At 57.7% G+C, this 17,977-nt stretch carries 18 protein-coding genes and 1 tRNA gene; 5 read left to right on the forward strand and 14 right to left on the reverse strand.

What is annotated here, in order from left to right; translation table 11 throughout:
- The first annotated feature begins 4 nt into the window (after positions 1-4).
- Together QB905_RS01600 and QB905_RS01605 are read left to right on the forward strand one after the other, a co-directional pair.
- Entirely contained in the window at positions 5-1,135 is a 1,131-nt protein-coding gene (locus QB905_RS01600; RefSeq protein WP_282972825.1) for a hypothetical protein, read from the forward strand.
- Between the two features lie 23 nt (positions 1,136-1,158).
- Positions 1,159-1,806 carry a hypothetical protein gene (locus tag QB905_RS01605; RefSeq protein ID WP_282972826.1) on the forward strand — a complete coding sequence of 216 codons (648 nt, stop codon included), beginning with the start codon at positions 1,159-1,161 and terminating at the stop codon, positions 1,804-1,806.
- 3 nt (positions 1,807-1,809) lie between these two features.
- On the opposite strand, the gene QB905_RS01610 is transcribed toward QB905_RS01605, so the two are convergent.
- From QB905_RS01610 to QB905_RS01645, 8 genes are all read right to left on the reverse strand, one after another.
- Positions 1,810-3,633, reverse strand: a complete 1,824-nt coding sequence (locus QB905_RS01610) for an N-6 DNA methylase (protein ID WP_282972827.1) — start codon at positions 3,631-3,633, stop codon at positions 1,810-1,812.
- Between the two features lies 1 nt (position 3,634).
- Positions 3,635-4,534 (reverse strand): nucleotidyltransferase and HEPN domain-containing protein, encoded by a 900-nt coding sequence (locus QB905_RS01615; RefSeq protein ID WP_282972828.1) that lies wholly within the window; start codon positions 4,532-4,534, stop codon positions 3,635-3,637.
- Positions 4,535-4,622: 88 nt separating this feature from the next.
- Positions 4,623-4,913 (reverse strand): excisionase family DNA-binding protein, encoded by a 291-nt coding sequence (locus QB905_RS01620; protein ID WP_282972829.1) that lies wholly within the window; start codon positions 4,911-4,913, stop codon positions 4,623-4,625.
- Between the two features lie 466 nt (positions 4,914-5,379).
- A complete protein-coding gene (locus tag QB905_RS01625; protein WP_282972830.1) occupies positions 5,380-6,690 on the reverse strand; it encodes a tyrosine-type recombinase/integrase in 1,311 nt (436 codons plus the stop codon).
- Between the two features lie 181 nt (positions 6,691-6,871).
- Positions 6,872-6,956: transfer RNA gene (locus QB905_RS01630), tRNA-Leu, on the reverse strand.
- Positions 6,957-7,005: 49 nt separating this feature from the next.
- Positions 7,006-7,437, reverse strand: a complete 432-nt coding sequence (locus QB905_RS01635; RefSeq protein WP_282972831.1) for a GNAT family N-acetyltransferase — start codon at positions 7,435-7,437, stop codon at positions 7,006-7,008.
- A 209-nt stretch (positions 7,438-7,646) separates the two neighbouring features.
- Entirely contained in the window at positions 7,647-8,273 is a 627-nt protein-coding gene (locus tag QB905_RS01640) for a histidine phosphatase family protein (RefSeq protein ID WP_282972832.1), read from the reverse strand.
- On the reverse strand, positions 8,270-8,710 hold the full coding sequence (locus QB905_RS01645; protein ID WP_282972833.1) for an HIT family protein: 441 nt from the start codon (positions 8,708-8,710) through the stop codon (positions 8,270-8,272). The genes QB905_RS01640 and QB905_RS01645 overlap by 4 nt, the downstream gene beginning before the upstream one ends.
- 160 nt (positions 8,711-8,870) lie before the next feature.
- On the opposite strand from QB905_RS01645, the gene QB905_RS01650 reads away from it, so the two are divergent.
- From QB905_RS01650 to QB905_RS01660, 3 genes are read left to right on the forward strand one after another with little or no spacing between them, the layout of a single operon-like run.
- On the forward strand, positions 8,871-9,887 hold the full coding sequence (locus tag QB905_RS01650) for an RluA family pseudouridine synthase (protein WP_282972834.1): 1,017 nt from the start codon (positions 8,871-8,873) through the stop codon (positions 9,885-9,887).
- Positions 9,884-10,582: an HAD-IA family hydrolase gene (locus QB905_RS01655; RefSeq protein ID WP_282972835.1), complete on the forward strand. Its 699-nt coding sequence runs from the start codon at positions 9,884-9,886 to the stop codon at positions 10,580-10,582. The genes QB905_RS01650 and QB905_RS01655 overlap by 4 nt, the downstream gene beginning before the upstream one ends.
- A gap of 24 nt (positions 10,583-10,606) precedes the next feature.
- A complete protein-coding gene (locus QB905_RS01660; RefSeq protein ID WP_282972836.1) occupies positions 10,607-11,353 on the forward strand; it encodes an ATP12 family protein in 747 nt (248 codons plus the stop codon).
- 57 nt (positions 11,354-11,410) lie between these two features.
- On the opposite strand, the gene QB905_RS01665 is transcribed toward QB905_RS01660, so the two are convergent.
- The 6 genes from QB905_RS01665 to smc form a co-directional block, all read right to left on the reverse strand.
- Complete coding sequence (locus tag QB905_RS01665; RefSeq protein ID WP_282972837.1) at positions 11,411-11,902, reverse strand: F0F1 ATP synthase subunit B family protein; 492 nt, start codon at positions 11,900-11,902, stop codon at positions 11,411-11,413.
- 4 nt (positions 11,903-11,906) lie between these two features.
- Positions 11,907-12,584 (reverse strand): F0F1 ATP synthase subunit B family protein, encoded by a 678-nt coding sequence (locus tag QB905_RS01670; RefSeq protein WP_349252555.1) that lies wholly within the window; start codon positions 12,582-12,584, stop codon positions 11,907-11,909.
- An 85-nt stretch (positions 12,585-12,669) separates the two neighbouring features.
- The gene (locus QB905_RS01675; protein ID WP_282972838.1) at positions 12,670-12,912 is read right to left on the reverse strand and encodes a F0F1 ATP synthase subunit C; all 243 of its coding nucleotides are present in this window, start codon (positions 12,910-12,912) and stop codon (positions 12,670-12,672) included.
- 42 nt (positions 12,913-12,954) lie between these two features.
- The gene (locus tag QB905_RS01680) at positions 12,955-13,716 is read right to left on the reverse strand and encodes a F0F1 ATP synthase subunit A (protein ID WP_282972839.1); all 762 of its coding nucleotides are present in this window, start codon (positions 13,714-13,716) and stop codon (positions 12,955-12,957) included.
- Between the two features lie 92 nt (positions 13,717-13,808).
- The gene (locus QB905_RS01685) at positions 13,809-14,105 is read right to left on the reverse strand and encodes an AtpZ/AtpI family protein (protein WP_282972840.1); all 297 of its coding nucleotides are present in this window, start codon (positions 14,103-14,105) and stop codon (positions 13,809-13,811) included.
- A gap of 294 nt (positions 14,106-14,399) precedes the next feature.
- Positions 14,400-17,873: a chromosome segregation protein SMC gene (gene smc, locus QB905_RS01690; RefSeq protein ID WP_282972841.1), complete on the reverse strand. Its 3,474-nt coding sequence runs from the start codon at positions 17,871-17,873 to the stop codon at positions 14,400-14,402.
- Between the last annotated feature and the right edge of the window lie 104 nt (positions 17,874-17,977).

Raw genomic sequence — 17,977 nt, forward strand, 5'->3', positions numbered from 1 at the left:
CAAGATGTTCAAAGGTGTCTACATTGATGATGACCAAGCGGACTTAAGTCTATATGGCGATTTGCTCAATAGTTTCTACGCCCAGGCCGAAGAAAACGAATCGATAAAATTTACACCGTTAGAGCCGGCAAGCATAAGTTGGCTATATGATTTAGTTCAAAAAGAACAGCCGGAAATAGTTGCACTAGATTACCGATTAGACGGCATCGCCAGAACAGATGGCCAAAACAAATATAGGGCAGGCACTATCGCGCAAACAGTGCGAGAGCTGGCCGTTGAGGCCCCGCATTTAGACATGCCAATCGTGCTGATCTCGACAGAAGACAATATCAAGAGCCTCTACGGTCCAGATAAAACTTCTCACGATTTGTTTGATCATAAAATCTTAAAGGGCGATATTGCAGGCGGAAATCCTGGTACTATCCCAGCACGCCTCTTAGATCTTTGTGTTGCCTACGACGCCATTAAACGAATGGGAAATGACGTTGCTTTTATTCCGAACATCCTTGGCTTAGCCCCAGACGAATGGGATGATATTCAGCCAGCGCGATTTTCAAATGCACTGAAAGAAGCTGGCAACCTACCTCATCAAGTGGCTCGATTTTTTAAGCGCCAAATCATAGAGCGTGCCGGTTTGCTGGTTGGGGCGAATGATGTTGCCGCGTTATTGGGCATTGCTCAAGCTCATGCGGGTGATGCCTTTGAACGACTCCATTCGCATGAAGAGCTTGCGTACAAAGGAATTTTGTCCTCAGGTTGGCCCAGGATTTGGAACCATAAGCTTCGAGATTTTCTAAAGGAAGTCTTTGGGAAGACTTCGTTGGACGTTTCGAACGAGGACAGATCAACCAAAATTAACGGTGTACTAGGCACTGAGTTCGCCCCAGCACCCTCACCTTGGACGGGCGAGACAAATGTGCGTTCCTCGTTCGCGTGTTCAAGCTGCGGACGGCCCACCGAGTTGACTAATTCTATCGCTGCTTTCGATCCTTGGGCACCAACGTTTAGCCAACGTCAACGTATTTGTTTCGACTGTGTATCTACAGGATTGTTCGAGCAACGCCACTTACATGTCGACCAGCTCGATGAAAGGATCGCCGAAGACATACGAGACGGAAAGGTGGAGCGGAAATGACAACTTTTCCGCCAGCCCGTGACATGGCAACAGCACTGACAGGTACAGTGGGCAAATTGGTTGACGCTGGAATTTTAACTGCCGATAGCAATGCTTGGATCGAGGCCGCTGTCTCCCCCTTACGGCGGCAACGCACAAGCAACGATTGGGAATACACAATATCGCGTGAAAACCCGCTAAGATTCAACGCAGTTTTGGATGAGGCTGGTGATGCGTACTCCCCGGAGATCAGCGTCGACCATATTAGAGTTACAGGAGATACGGAGGGCTTCCCTTTTCAAGCATGGGATATTTCCCTGACTCTCAGGTATCAAACAGAAGGGATCGTTTGCCCACGTTGGCATTTTGACCTTGGAAACAGCACCCAAGACGGCCCCAAAATGCACTTGCAGTATGGCGGTCATGTTCACGCCGATCGAAGCCTAGATGCAAAAATTAAAGTGCCACGCTGGAATGCGTTGCTAATGGACACGGTTCTGCTCTGCGAGGCGGTCGCTGCGAATTTCTACGGAGACATCTGGCGAGAGAGCCTTCGAGAGGATCGCGTATTGGCAAGTTATATCAAAGCCAGCGAAAAGCTTTGCTACCCATATTTAATTGAAAAGATGCGAAACGCAGTGGAGGCTTCAGGGTCTGGCACCATTCTTAGCCAATGCTGGAATGACCGTTAAGGTCTAGGTTGTCTTCTTTTTGCGATCCGGAACGCGGCTTTCACGGAGCATAGTTAGTTGATCCGAAAGTAGCCGGATTTCTTGATTGTGTGATGCGCCAAAAATCGGTCTGAAAATAAAGTCATCCGCCAATTCACGCGCTTGGACTGGGTCACCAGCTCGCAGAGCTTGGTCTATATCTGCATATCGATCAATAATCGCTGACAGTGAAATGCCTTTCGGAAGTACCACGCTTATTTTTTCTGCATCTCGGGGCTCGTGTTTCAGAACTCCTGACCCATATTTTCGACCAACAATTTCTGCGGAAATTTGCGAATACGATGTCAAAAGTGAGATGGAAATAAGCTCAGCCTGACCTTCGGACAGCTTCATCTTAAAAAATACACGATGTAGCGTGTTAGTGCAATTCGAGCCAAAGCGGTTTAGAATTAGCCTTGGGCCGTGGTGGTGCATTACAGGGAAAAATGCGTCGGGAATATTGCCGTCTTGCGGACAGCACCACACCCTACGTTTCCGAAAAGTTCCTATCGATTTTTTTTTCGATTCTGGATAGCTATCTAGGTAAGCCTGTAACCCTGGTGGATTGCTCGTGTCTATTTTAGCGCTGACCATAAGGGCCTTTGCCCCCTTGCCTAGAAGTGCTTCATAATCTCTTTGATGGAATTCAAGGCCATCGAAATATCCGAATTTTGCAAGAATAGGCTCCAAATCTTTTTCGGCGATCCCTAGCTCTTGCGCTTTTGGTCGGGACAGAAGGAAATGGGGATTGTCACCTGTAACAACTCCAATGCGAACGTTCAGGTAATCGCCCAGCATACCGCAATCCTCACGGTCAGCTACTTCTCCAATCAAATTGCGGGTGACATTACTTAAGCGCCCACCAACGGGAGATAAACACGAGGCTTCAGAGATGTCGTGGCCCGCGTTCCACTGCCACACTGCGGTTTTGAAAGCTTCCAAATCGTGGCAATAGGTGAGCGGAATGTCGGATTGGAAAACTTGCCTAGGCGTAACACTAAATCCCTCGGCCAACAAAATTGCAGTCTCTTCATCGGTTCCTTCATTCAAGAACAAACGTTCGTGAATGGAAAACGCTCTTACGCGATGGAAGTGGCTGACAAGGTAGCGACGAAGATCGGTGGCATAGTCCGCCTGTAGTAGGCTACCTGGCAAGACCCACGCCATACGTCCGTTAGCACTCAGATATTGGACGGAAAGCAGGACAAAATAAGCCCAAAGGCTTGCCCGATTATTCATTCGGACGCCTAACGAGCGGATAACCTCCACAGCTTTCGCACGAATCTGAGGATCTACCTTATGGTAAGAAAGATATGGCGGGTTGCCGATTACCACACCAAATTTCGAGACCCAGTCGACTTTAGTTGGCGGCACTAAGAAGTCTTCATTCAAAAAATGAGCAGTGTCAAAGTCCACCCCAATGAGGTCGCTCAAGTGGCTAAATGCCACCGGATCAATGTCGCAACCGTGGATATTGTCTTGAGGGCGTATATTGCCGTGGTTTGTCAGTCTATCGATGGAAGACTTGATAAACCCGCAACCGCCAAAGCTTGGCTCTAATACTAGGTCCGATGGCGAACGTATTGCCCATTCGGACAGGACTTCGCTCACACCCACTGGCGTATAAAAAGCAGCAAGCTCTCGTTGTTTTAGTGCTACTTTCTGCATAAACCCCAACTGGTGCTTCAAAAAAATCATCATAAGTGATTTCTCAGAAATTAGTAAGGCAGTGATTTCATGAACAGATTGTTGTTTTCCACCTATTTTTTTCAGGGAATTCTTTAAAAGCTGAGGCATAGATGCGAACAAACTAAGTGCCGAGGCGCTCCCGGCAGACTGCTTGGACTATATCTCGGAGAATGGTGATCCGCTCGTTGAGCCATTCGAGTTCGTCCTCGGAGACCGCATACTCAGCGGAGTAGCGTGCCTCTACATACGCTCTGCGAAGCCGGTCAAAGGCTTGCCTATGTAGTTTGGTGTCATTGGGCCAGACGGCCTTGAGGCGGTCATCTAGGGCCTCTGCTTGCGACCGGAGCAAAGTGATGCGATGGCTTTTAGGGCTGTACAATGTCAGCACGAGCAAGAGACAATGATATAGTCTCTCTGCCGCTTGGTGCAGGTTGAATGCGGCGAGCTTGAGATTGTTCCGTTCTATGCAATAGCCAGCAATGTTTTGAAACTCGACCGCGTCTGGAAACCATTGATCGAAGTTGGCTTGAGCCTCAGCCTTGATCTCCGCCGCCGTGAGCGGCTTCGGCTTGATCAGGGGATGACCAGGCGCTTCGTAAAGCATGATGCCGTCACGGGCGATGTCAGTGAAAAAAGGGCGGCCCTTGGCAAGCTGGTCGTTTACATCGGCGAGATCGTGGACAATGAAGTTGACAGGGGTTTTGATATGCTGAGTGACAGTCACTTCGCGGATGAAATGCTCATCTGCCTTGCCCCAATATTCATGCAAATCGGTAAACTGATGGCTGTTGACCACGATCAGCAGATCGTAGTCGGATCGATAGCCTGAAAGCCGGTCTTCCACCCAGTCGCCGCGCGCATAGGAGCCGAACAGGATCACCTTCAAAATACGACCGAGTTTCCGCTTGTCCGACAGCTTGGTTTTAGTGACATCCTCGAACTCATCGAACAGCACCTTGACCACGCGCTCAAGCTCGCGGCGTTTCGTATCCGGTAAGTGAGAGAGCTGATCGGCCAGCATCGGGATTCCTGTCAGGTGGAAATCCGAGTCTAGCACCGCTGCCGGGCGTGGGCTACCGCTTTTGCAGCGGCCCTATTACGAGTGCGGCCTACCTACGCTTCTTCAATGGCAATTCGAGCTGTGTCCATTGTGGAAGCCCGTTGGCGTCGGGCTTCGGCGCCGGCACAATTGCTGACACTGGCGGCGCGGGCGCTTTCTCTGAATTCCCGCCGTCGATGAACTCCAACAGGTCACGGCGCATGATCAGACGCCGCCCGCCAACCTTTACCGACCGCAAGGCCCCTTCGGCGATCCTTTCGTAAAGGAATGACCGGCCCAGGCCTGACGCCTTCACAGCCTCGTCTATCCGATATGAAATCTTGTCGTTGGTATCTGGCATGTGGAAGCCCTCCAGACCGAATAATACCATGCTGACCCGGTTTAACTGATAGCCCTAGGAGGGACAGGCAGCGCCAAATGAGGTCACGGAGCACAACAAACAAGAGCGGTCGAAATTTCATTGAGGGTCTAAACATCGTGCCGTGCGGGCTCTTGACAGGTCCGGCCAACCATAGGCCAGGGACCTGCTAAGAGCCCTTTTGGGAGACATTTTTTGTGCGGAGCGCAAAATGTCGATTAAATTAACAAAAACAATTGATTACAGCGAAATAACTCCCAGTTTTCAAAAGAAGTCACCAAAAACGATGTGCAGACAAGAACTTAGGCGAAACGGGAGTTGAGCTTTATCTTGCCTTCACTGCGTACCTTTTTTGTTCTATTTTTCACAAGGTAAAGTAAGGCCGCATTTTGTGCGATGCACACTAAAGAGCAAAAGGCCGTAAACGTGACTAGCTCGGATGGTGCTTCTAACCATAATTTTGACCTGGGAAACGCACTGTCATGGTCACATTTGACGTATAGCCAGTCTTTGGCTCGATAGATCGGGAGGCCACTTTCAGCCGCTGCGCAAACTGCTTGGGAGAAAGGATATCTACGCCCGCTCGTAAGTGATCGAGATAGTCGGACCACCATTGCGCCATTTCTACCCGCTCATCCCAAAACTGGCTACGCTGATAGATACCACGTACACTGTCGTCCACATGTGACAGGGCCAGTTCAATGGTCTCCGGTGTCCAAAGCCTTGATTCGTTGAGAAGCGTGCTGGCTGTGCTGCGGAAGCCGTGCGACACCATCTCGTCGTTGCCATAACCCATTCTCCGAAGCGCTAGGTTTAGAGTGTTGTCGGACATGGGCTTTCGCCAATCCTTATGCGCCGGGAACATCAGTTTGTAATTGCCGAACCTGACATGTGCTTCATTGATAATTGCCAACGACTGTCGAGATAGGGGCACGGAATGAGGTTCCCGCATTTTCATTTTCTCAGACGGTATTTTCCAGACGCAGTTGCCACGGTCCACTTCCGTCCATTCGGCGCTGCGAAGCTCTCCGGGGCGAACGAATATATGAGGTAGGAGCCTTAAAGCCAGCCGCGTGCCGATGTAGCCGTGGTAGGCTTCAATATCTCGCAAGAGCTGGCCGAACGCACCCGGATCAATAATGGCCGCGTGGTGCCGCACTTTTGGTTTTATGAGCGCTTCCCCCAGTTCGGCGGCGGGATTTGTCGCAGCTCGTCCCGTCAGGATGCCGTAGCGGCAGACCCTAGAGATAAACGCTCTGATGCGGTTTGCCGTCTCATGATGTCCGTTGGCTTCCACCTTACGGATGGCCTGGAGAATCTCGTAGGGCATCAGATCAACGAGTGCTTGGTCTCCAAGGTCTTTTTCGATCAGGGAAAAGAACCAGGCCATCTTGTAGAGCGTTTTCTCTGAAAAGCCGTCCTTGCGCTTTTTCTCGATAAATTCGTGCGCGACGACACGCAAGGTGCTGCTCTTCTCCAGAATTCTTGCCTTCTCCTCACGCTTCCGTTCCTCGTAGGGATCGACCGCGTTGGCAAGCAGGACACGGGCGTCGTCGCGCCTCTGCCGCGCATCTTTAAGGCTTATCTCTGGATAAGAACCGACCGACAGCACTTTCTCAGCGCCTTGCCATCGATACTTCACCCGCCAAAATTTTCCACCCGACGGCGTGACAAAAAGATAGAGACCGCCCTCATCGTAGAGCTTGAAGGGCTTAGTTGTCGGCTTCGCGTTGCGCGCCGTCATTTCCGATAGAGCCATGTTCCCTCCTGGAACTTAATAGCAACATACCGTGTGACAGCTTTTGGGCTATACCCCCAATTCTACCCCAAAATCGCGTGGATGCGGGTGGAAACGGGTGGACGGCCGTGGCCTGCGACACGTATAACCTACCAGATTTTAAGGGATTTTTCAAGTAGTCCACAGGGCCTGTGGATAACCTTGGTGCCCCCGGTCGGACTCGAACCGACACTCCTCTCGGAACCGGATTTTGAATCCGGCGCGTCTACCAATTCCACCACAGGGGCCTGTAGTCGGGAGCGGGTCTGATACTGGCATTTAGGGCGGCTGGCAAGTCTATATTGCGCGCGACATCAGGATGTGGGGCAGGGTGACTTCGGTGAAAATGCCGCCTTGCGCAGCATAGCCGTGGCGTTGGTAAAAGCCCTGTGCGTCAAGGCGCGCCGCCAGCACGATGCGGTACTTGCCTTGTCGTCTCGCCTCGGCTTCGGCGGCGGTCAGCAGGGCGGAGCCCAGGCCCTGACCGCGCCTGTTGTCCGCCGTGGCCATCTGGCGCAGTTTCACGGTCTGCCCGTCATAAGGCGACAGGATCACCGTGCCCGTCAGTTCGCCATCGGTAAAGGCGCAAATATGGGTGTCGGCGGCTTCGGCGGCCAGTTGTTCAGGCGTGAAATCAAGGTCCAAAGGCGCGCGCAGTACGGCGCGGCGTACAGCGACAGCGGCGGGATATTCCGGGCCAACCCAGGCGATGATGCGTATCTCAGACATATGGCTCCTGATCGTGATTATACAAAACAGCCTTATCGCCGGACATGGTTCTGTAAAGCGTGATGGATCAGGCTGGGATTGCGTCTGTCTTATGCAAAGGTTTCACCCTGAGCCCGGCGCTTGTGGCGCTTTTCAGCCTGAGGCTAAGCCTTTGTCTTATAGCTCTTCCTTATCCAAAAAGTGGATCCGCTTTTTGGGGGAGCGCTCTGCTAAATCGGCCCCATCGTCGTCTGGGCGTTAAACACCTGACGGATCGGCGCATTATCAGGATCGAGCGCGATCATCCGCCATGTCCCACCATCCGCCTCGAACCTGACTGGTGCGGCATTGGGGCTGGAATACATATCATCGAGAAATTTGCGTGAAATGGCGCGAAACGGAATGCCGTGACAGACGAACAGGCAGGTTTCGTCCTCGCGGTACGCATTGACGCAATCAAAAACGCGATCGATCACCTCGCCCAGCGGCTCGGCATTATCGGGGTAATGCTTGCCGTCAATATCGGCCTTCGGGTTCATGAAGGCGCGCATCTCCTGACGGTGCTGACGCACCTCGTCGAGCGTCATGCCTTCGAACAGGCCGAAATTGCGCTCGATCAGTCGCCCATCGGTGACCGGTTCGATGCCGAGGCGTTCGCCCACGATGCGGGCCGTTTCCAGCGCGCGCGACAGGGGACTGGCGATAATGCGCGTCACCCCCTGACCGGCCAGAAAACCGGCCGCCGTCTTCGCCTGTTCGCGGCCTGTGGCATTGAGCGGAATGTCGGTCGAGCCCTGCAAACGCATCTGCTGATTCCAGTCGGTCTGGCCGTGGCGCAAAACGAGAAAGGCACTCATGATCGGGCAAGCTTTTCGGCGATGCGCGCCGCCGTGGCCTTCAGCACCTCGATATCGGCCATGCCACTTTCGCCGTGGCGGGCGGGTGTCTGGCCTTCCCAGATCGGCAGGATGTGGAAATGGAGATGGAAGACGGTCTGGCCGGCGGCTTCGCCATTGAACTGAATAATGCGCAGCCCATCAGGCGCCAGGGCGTCGCGCACGGCACGCGCGATGCGGCGGGTGTGCACGATCAGGTTTTGCAGATCGTCATCACCGATGTCGAACAGGTTGCAGGCCGCCACCTTGGGGATGACCAGCGTGTGGCCCTTGCTTTGCGGAAAGGCGTCCATAAAGCTTAAAATCCGCTCGTCTTCGTAAACCCTGGCGCACGGAATGTCGCCGCTGATGATCTTGGCGAAGATATTGCCGGGATTATAGGTGGCGTCGAGGGTCATGGGCGTGAGTCCAGTGGGGTTTTGCGGTATCGTCAAGTTTAGAGGACTATACCTGGCGCGCCAAGAGGGGTAAGAGCACGAGGATGATCCTCAATACACGTCTTGTCATGTCGGGCGGGCTTGCCGAGGCTATGGGCTTTAATATCCGCAAGGTATCCGCGTGAACACATCCGAACCGAAACAGGTCAAGACCCTCTATGTGGCGGAGGGCGAAGACGGTATCCGCGTCGATCGCTTCTTCAAGCGCCGCTGGCCGCACCTCAACCACGTCCAGTTCAACAAGCTGCTGCGCTCCGGTCAGGTGCGCGTCGATGGCGGGCGGGTCAAGGCCGAGACACGGCTGACGACGGGCCAGACGGTGCGTGTGCCGCCCCTGCCGGATGCGCCCGATGTCGATGAGCAAAAGCGCGAACGCGCCACGCTCAGCCCGCAGGAAATCCGTTTTGTCAGATCACTGGTTCTGTATGAGGACGAAGACGTGATCGCCATTAACAAGCCTGCGGGGCTGGCGGTGCAGGGCGGCACCAAGACGAAGAACCATGTGGACCGCCTGCTGTCGGCCTGGGGCGAGGGGCTGGAACGACCGCGCCTCGTTCACCGTCTCGACCGCGATACATCGGGCGTGCTGCTGCTCGGCAAGAGCCCTTCGGCGGCGGCGCGTCTGGCTGGGTCTTTCGCCAAGCGACGCGCCCACAAGACCTATTGGGCGCTGGTGGTCGGCAACCCGAAGCCGGAAGAGGGCTATATCGATACGCCGCTGATCAAGAAGGGTTTTCACGACCGCGAGATCGTCCAGCCCGCCGACATCAAGGAGCCGGGCGCGGAGCCCGCCGAAACCGAATATGTCACCATCAGCCGCGCCGGGCCGCGCGTCACATGGCTGGGCTTACGCCCGCATACCGGCCGCACCCACCAGCTTCGCGCCCATATGCAGGCTATCGGTCACTCCATTCTGGGCGATCCGAAATACGGAAATGACGCCAGCCGCGATCTGTCGGAAGGTTTGGGCCTGCAACTGCATCACCGCCGCATCGAACTGCCGCACCCGACCCAGGGCACGCTGATCGTGGAAGCGCCGCTCGATCCGGTCATCAAGGCCGGGTTTGAGCGCTTCGGCTTCGATGCCCACGAGGCCGAGCCCGATCCGTTTGTGAATATGAAAAAGAAGAAGCGTTGAGTACTGGCGTGGCGATTAAAGGGTTAAAATTAGCCGTCTGGGATGTCGATGGCACGCTGGTGGACAGCCGCGCCTCGATCCTGCTCGCGCTGCAAGAAGGGGCCGCCGCCATCGGGGTTGAACCGCCGACCTATGAGGAGGCCCGCCATATTGTCGGCCTGTCCCTGCTGGAGGCGGTGCAGACCCTGCGGCCCGAACTGCCGCTCGATAAGGCCGAAGCCTATGCCCATCAGTATAAACGCAGTTTCGTGCGTTTCCACGAAGACCCTGATTTCCGCGAGGGCCTCTATGCCGGAGCCGATGATACCCTGCGCCGCCTGAAACGCGAAGGCTGGTTGCTCGGCATGGCCACGGGTAAGTCACGACGCGGTGTTTCGCGCAATGAGACGCTGTATGGCTGGCAGGGACTGTTCGATGTCACCTTCTGCGCCGATGATGGCCCCTCCAAACCGAACCCGCACATGCTGCAACGCAATCTTGATGCGCTCGGCGTCGCCACCCATGAGGCGGTGATGATCGGCGATACAGCGCATGATATTGGCATGGGCCGCGCAGCCGGTGTCTATACGGTCGGCGTGTCGTGGGGCTTCCATACGGTCGCCGAACTGCAACAGGCCGGGGCGCATGATATTGTGCATAGTTTCGCTGAGTTGAAGGCCTTGCTGGATGCGTTTGAACCTCAGTCTGTGGCTTAACATATTCGTCCAAGAGCTTGAAACATGACCTATAAGGCCGAAGCCCCTTCCAAAGCCTCCGATCAGTTGGGTTTTCGTCCCAAGCGTTTTTGGCAAGTGGCCTGCGCTGTTGCGGATGGCGGCATCTATGAGGTGCACCTTGATGGCCGTCCGGTCAAAACCCCGACGGGTAAGGTTTTGCGTCTGCCCGGCGCGGCCCTGGCCGAAGCGGTAGCGGCTGAATGGGCGGCGGTGGACAAGCATGTCGAGTTTGCCGACATGCCGCTGACACGCCTCGGTTTCGCCGCCAGCGATCGTATGGACGAACGGCATGAGGACACCGTGGCCGAGGTGCTGCGCTATGCCGAAACCGATCTTTTGTGCTATCCGTCCGACTACCCCGAAGCCCTGAAGGCGCGCGAGGCGGCGGCCTGGCTGCCGCTGCTCGACTGGGCGCGAACGGAACTGGATTTGGATTTTCATCAGAACAAAACTCTTATCCATCAGCCGCAACCGGCTGAGACAACACAGAAAATTTCTGAACTGCTGACAGCCATGAACGCCTTTGAGCGTGCTGGCCTGATGGCGGCGATTCCGTTGTTCGGCTCGGTGGTGCTGGCGCTAGCCGTATGGCGCGGCCATCTGACGGGTGAGCAGGCCTTTGCCGCGTCGCGCATCGGTGAGGATTTCCAGACCGAACAGTGGGGCCATGATGCCGAAGCTGATCAGCGCGCCGCCGGTCATCGCGCTCAGGCGGCCAGTTGCGATGTCTGGTTCCGGGGGTTGTCTTAAATAAAAAAGCCCGGCGTTGATATGCGCCGGGCCTTTTGATTGTATCACAGAAAGCGTTTAGTTGAAGCGGCCTTCGAGCTGGCCGATGGCCTTATCGACCAGCGGATCGGAAGTTGTCTTGGCCAAACGCTCGCTCAACACGGTTTCGGCCAGTTGCGCGGCCAGATCGGCGGCGGCCGACTTGACATCGGCGGTGGCCCTGGCCTCGGCCTGAGCAATCTTGCGCTCGGCCTGAGCTTCGCGGCGCTGGATGCTGGCTTCCAGATTCGCGTGTGCCTCCTGGGTGAGGCGTTGAGCCTCTTCTTCGGCCAGCGCAATCAGTTCGCGGGCCTTTTTCTCGGAAGCCAGACGCTGGGCCTTGATCGTAGTGAGCAGGTCGGTCGCTTCCTGACGGATGCGCACGGCCTCATCGAGCTCGGCGCGCACGGCTTCACCCTTTTCGCCGAGCGTCTTCCACAGTGAGCCGGGCACCTTCATGACGAGCAGAATCACGAAGAAGATGCCAAGCGCCAGACGGACCCAGAATTCGAGGTCTTGCATCATGTCCATGAGCCTACACCTTTGCCATAGCGGATTTGAGCGCAGCGGCGGTGGCCGCCTTGCCGGTCAGTTTGGCCACCAGTTCCGCAGCCGTTTCGCTGGCGATGTCGCTGACATGGCTCATCGCCTCGTCACGCGCCGCCCGAATGCGGGCTTCGGCCTCACCGAGACGCTTGTTGAGCTTCACGTCTTCCTCGGCCTGAACGGCGGCGCTTTCCGCATTGGAACGCGCCAGCGATTCCGCGGCCATGCGGCGCGCGGCGGCATGGGCTTCGGCGATGTCGGCTTCGGCCTGCTTCGCCTGAGCCTCAGCCTCATCACGGTTGGCGCGGGCATTGGCCAGGTCTTCGGCGATGGTGGAGCCGCGGTTCGAGATCACCTTGCGCAGACGCGGGGCGAAAATCCGACCGATCAGCAGATAAAAGACGCCGAAGATGACCAAAAGCCAGACGATCTGGCCCGGCCATTGCGCCATGTCGAGCTGAGGCATACCGCCTTCGTCCTTAGCGGGATGTTCCGTCGTTGCCGAGGTGGCGGAGACGGTCTGCGGCATGGCCGAAACGGAGGCCACGGCCTGACCCGGCACCAGGGTGGCGACCGTGGTGACGCTGGGCGTCGCGGAAAACGACGCCTGCGCGCTCATTGAAGCGCTGACGGAAGAAGGAGCCTCAGGAGAGGTGGCTACGGTCATTATCTATCCTTGCGATTCGCTTTCGCGCCCTGGGCCTGCCTGCCATCGCGGACATGCGGCGGTCAGGGCGCGGAATCGCGGCTGCTTACTTAAGAACGAACAGGATCATCAGGGCGATAACGAAGGCGAAGATGCCGAGGGCTTCGGTCAGCGCCATGCCGATGAACAGGTTGGTTTGCTGGGTCTTGGCCGCCGACGGGTTACGCAGGGCGCCCAGATAATAGTTGCCGAACAGGATGCCGAGGCCGATACCGGCGCCGATCATGCCGAGGGTCGCCAGACCAGCGCCGATAGCGCGAAGGCCGGTTTCGATGAGTTGAGAATCCATCAGTTAAGCTCCGTATGGGAAAGAGAGAAAGAAGAAAAAAGATTAGTGGTGGCCGATATTGACCACGTCACTGAGGTAAACACAGGCCAGAACCGCGAACACGAAGGCTTGCAGGTAAGCGACCAGGAATTCGAGGGTAGTCAGCGCCACCATGGTGCTGAGGGTCAGGACACCGATCGCCCAACCGGCCACGCCGATGCTGGCGGCCATGAGGATAAAGCTGGCGAAGACCTTCAGCACGATATGACCACCGACCATATTGCCGAACAGACGCAGGGTGAGGGTGACCGGGCGCACCATGAAGGAGATGACTTCGATGAGGATGATCAGCGGGGCCAGATACCAGGGCACGCCCGACGGCAGGAACATCTTGAAGAAGCCAAAGCCGTGGCGGATAAAGCCGACCAGCAGCACGATGGCGAAGGTCAGCAGGGCCAGGGTCAGGGTCACCGCCACCTGCGAGGTGGGGGTGAAGATGGTGAACATGCCGACCAGATTACAGCTCAGGATGAACAGGAACAGGGTGAAGACGTAAGGGAAGAAATGACGGCCATCGTGGCCGATGATCGATTCGGTCAGATCATCGACCAGGCTGAACAGCCCTTCGGCCATCACCTGCATCCGGCCCGGAATAATGCTGGCGCGCGCCGTGGACAGGGTGAAGAAAATAAGCGTCAGGCCGACGGCGATCATCATGGCCAGCACCGAATTGGTGATGGAGAGGTCGAAATGCACGCCCGCTACGTCAAAGGCCGGCCCCGGCAAGACGGTCTCGATTTTAAACTGGTGTAACGGATCGGCCATAAGCCCTTATAACCTCTTTTAACAAGAACGGCCCGTCATCAAGGCGGACCGCCAAACATTTGAATTTCGCGGCAGAAGCCCCGCGGATGCTTTTAGCTCTGGCTCGTCTTGGCGATCAGATAGACCGACAACACCATGCCGAATATGGCCCCGATGATCATGCCCCACGGAAGCGTGTGGAGATAATGATCGCTGACCCAGCCCAGCCCCAGTCCGCCCACAATGCCTCCCAGCAACTGGCCAAGCGCCTGATAGCCCTTGCTGGCACCCACCTCGGCGCCGGAGTCGGGCTTCTCTTTCCGCTCGCGCGTTTCGATGGCCGTCAGCCGTTTATCGAGATCGCTCAGCTTGTTTTTTGCCGAGCTTTCGTCTGGAAGTTCATCTGTCACGTTCAGCACCCAACAGGCGGAACAACGGGGTCGTTATTCCGGCTTCGAACGGCGCGGAACCTACTCAAGAGATATGCAAAGGTCAAGCAGTGACATGGAGCAAAAGCAAGCTGTTTGAAAATAAATGGGAAACAGCGCTGTCATGTCGGTTTTACTGCAAGTTTATAACAGCGTAAAATCACCGGAATCGCAGGCGCTGCGGCGCGTTTCATCATGACAGAACCGGCTTTGTTATGCACAGGGCCAAGATCAGGCGATTTTTTTTGATTCAGACCAAGCATAGTGGCTGAAAATCTAGGCCACGTTTTCGGCCACCAGCGCCTCGGCCTGCGACAGATCGACGCTGACCAGTTGCGACACGCCGCGCTCGCTCATGGTGACGCCAAACAGGCGGTCCATGCGCGACATGGTGACCGGATTGTGGGTGATGGCGATGAAGCGGGTGCGCGTGCGCTGGCGCATCTCGGCCAGCAGACGGCAATAGCGATCGACATTGGCGTCATCGAGCGGCGCATCGACCTCATCGAGTACGCAGACCGGTGCAGGATTGGCCAGAAACACGCCGAAGATCAGGGCCGTAGCGGTCAGGGCCTGTTCGCCGCCCGACATCAGGCTCATGGTCGAGAGCCGTTTGCCCGGCGGGCAGGCGAAGATTTCCAGCCCGGCTTCGAGCGGATCGTCCGATTCGATCAGGCGCAGTTCGGCCGATCCGCCGTCGAACAGGGTGACGAACAGGGTTTTGAAGTGTTCGTTGATGATCTCAAAAGCGGCCAGCAGGCGTTCGCGGCCCTCGGCATTCAGTTCATCAATGCCGTCGCGCAATTTGGCGATGGCGGTGGTCAGGTCGCCGCGTTCCTTGGACAGGGTATCGAGGCGCGCCTCGTATTCGCTGGCCTCTTCCTCGGCGCGTAAATTGACCGCACCCAACTGGTCGCGCTCCTTTTCCAGACCGGACAGCAGCGATTCGGCGCCGGAAGCATCGGCAGGCGTAGCGATGGCTTCTTCCTTCAGCCGCTTGCCCAGCTCATCGGGCGAGCCGCCGGTCTGATCAAGGATCAGGGCTTCAATGTCGCGCGCCTTGTCCTGAATGGCTTCGAGACGGGCCTGCGCCCCGGCGCGTTCCTCGCGGGCGGCGGAGGCGGCCTGTTCGTGGCCGCGCACATCGATGTCGGCGTCGCGGCGGGCCTGCTCGGCGGCATTCAGCTTGTCGCGGCCTTCATTCAGGCGTTTTTCGGCGGTGCTGAGCGAATCGACCAGAGAGAGCCGCTTGGCCTCAAAGGCGTGGGGCGCGGATTGCGCGGCTTCCAGCGTGGCGCGCGTGGCCTGCTGATCCTTTTCGAGCTTGCCCGTGCGCGCCGCCGAATCCTGCGTGCGGCGGCTCCATTCGGCCAGTTCGCGGCTCAAGGTGCGTTCGCGGCCTTCGCGGGCGCTGCGGTCGCGGGCCTCCTGATCGAGATCGGCACGGGCGCGCATCACCGCCTGACGGTGCTGACCGGCCTCGGCGCGGGCGGCATCGAGCGCGGCCTTCATGGCGTCCGTATCGAGGCCTGCGGTTTGCGCCGCCTCAACGGCGCGGAAGGCGGCTTCGGCCTCGGCGTGGTCGGCGCTGAGGCGGGCGAGACTGGCCTCCAGCGCCTCGACACGGGCCTCGAACTGGGTCTGGGCGCGTAAGCTCTCTTCGGCGGCCATCTGCTTCAGGCGTACCTGACGCTCCAGTTCCGGCAGGCGGCCCCGCGCCTGACGCAAGGACTCTTCGTGCGTCCTGACGGCCTGCGCGGCGGCGGCCTGCTGACCTTGCACCTCGGCCAGTCTGGGCTTCAGGCCGTCGATTTCGGTTTCGAGTTCGTCATGGCGCGTGCGCTGGGCCAGCCGCACGGCGGCGGGCTTGGGCGCTTTGGCGCGCACGATCAATCCGTCCCAGCGCCACAGATCGCCTTCGCGCGACACGAGCCGCGCCCCGGCGGGCAGGAGGCCTTGCAGGCGGTCGCCATCGGCGGCGGCGGCCACGCCGACCGTGGACAGGCGCAAGGAAAGCGCAGCGGGGGCGCGGACATGGGCGCTTAAGGGGGCTACGCCCAGCGCGGCCAGATCGATGCCGGACGCCTTCGATTCGAAATCCTCGCTCCAGAAGGCCAGGGCGGCGCTGCCCGTGCGTTTCGACAGGCTGAGATTGAGGTCATCGCCCAGCGCCGCCGCCAGCGCCAGTTCATAGCCTTTTTCGGGCCGAACCTGATCAAGCACCGGCGCGCCGTCCTTGCGGTTACCGGCCAGTATCTGGCTGAGGCCCCGCGCTTCAGCCACCAGTCGGCCAAGCTGGTCTTCCAGTTCGCGCACGGTTTTTCGGCTTTGCGCCTCGGTATTGACGAGCGCCGGACGGCCACTTTCCAGCGCATCGGCGGCCTGACGGGCGGCGTCTAGCCGGTCTTGCGCTTCGGCGGCTTCGGCCTTCAGGCACTCGACAGCGGCGTGATCGAAGACGCCCAGCGCCTGACGTTCGTTTTGCGCCGTCTGCCATTGGGCGGTCAGGCGCTCATAACGGGTTTTGGCCTCATTGAGGCGCGCGCTTTCCAGCCTCTGGCGTTCGGTAAGCGCCGCCTGTTCGGCGGCCAGAACCTCGATGGCGTTATCGGCCTTGACGCGCATGGCTTCGGCCTGTTCGAGTGCTTTTCTCAGCTCCGGTTCCTGCGAAGGGGCGTTGGCGATCTCCTCGCGCACCCTTGCCAATGACGCGGTTAGCCGTTCGACCTGCGCCCCGCCATCGGCCGACAGATCCTGTTCGCGCTGGAAATCATCCTGCAAGCGTTTCAGCTCGCTTTTCAGCCGTTCGATCTCGCTGGCCACCTGCTTTTCTTCGAGATCGAGGCGTTCCTTTTCGATATTGAGCCGGTGCATGATGGTGGCGGCCACGGCCTCTTCTTCGCGCAAAGGGCCAATGGCTTCGGCGGCCTTCAGGGCGGCGGTCTGGGCCACAGATGCAGCGCGCGTAGTGGCCTCGACACGCGCCGTTTGCGCCTGCATGTCGCTGACCGCACTTTCGAGGAGGTGGCGCACCTCCAGCCATTTGGCGTGGAGAATGGCCTTTTGCAGGGCACGGATCTCGGCGGAAATCTTTTTGTACTTATCGGCCTGACGTGCTTCGCGTTTGAGCCGCGACAGGGCGGAATCGAGTTCGCGGGCGATGTCATCAAGCCGTGACAGATTGGTTTCGGCGGCGGAAAGGCGCAGTTCGGCCTCATGGCGGCGGGTGTGCAGGCCCGACACGCCACCCGCTTCTTCCAGCACGCGGCGGCGGTTTTGCGGCTTGGCGGCGATCAGCTCGGAAATCTGGCCCTGGCGGACGAGAGCGGGCGAATTCGCGCCGGTCGAAGCATCGGCGAACAGAAGCTGCACATCGCGGGCGCGCACCTCCTTGCCATTGATTTTGTAGGATGAGCCCGCGCCGCGATCAATGCGCCGCGCCACATCCAGCATGGGCTGATCGGTGAAGGGCTGCGGGGCCATGCGGTCGGCATTATCGATGGTCAGCGTCACCTCGGCCCAGTTGCGCGACGGGCGCTTATCCGAACCGGCGAAGATGACATCGTCCATGCCGGCGCCGCGCATCGCCTTGGCCGAGGTAGCCCCCATCACCCAGCGCAGGGCCTCAAGCAGGTTCGACTTGCCGCAGCCATTGGGCCCGACAATGCCGGTCAGGCCCGGATCGATGCGAAACTCAGTCGCATCGACAAAGGACTTGAAACCCGAAAGCTTGATCTTCTGAAACTGCAAGGATTGTTTCCATAAACTATTCCTTAACACTCATAGCATGGCAAAGGCGGTCAAGAAACTTACGCGACGGGGCGTGTGATTCCTGTGGAAGATTGCGGCGTTTG

The organism is Asticcacaulis sp. EMRT-3, assembly GCF_030027245.1.
Classification (GTDB): Bacteria; Pseudomonadota; Alphaproteobacteria; order Caulobacterales; family Caulobacteraceae; genus Asticcacaulis.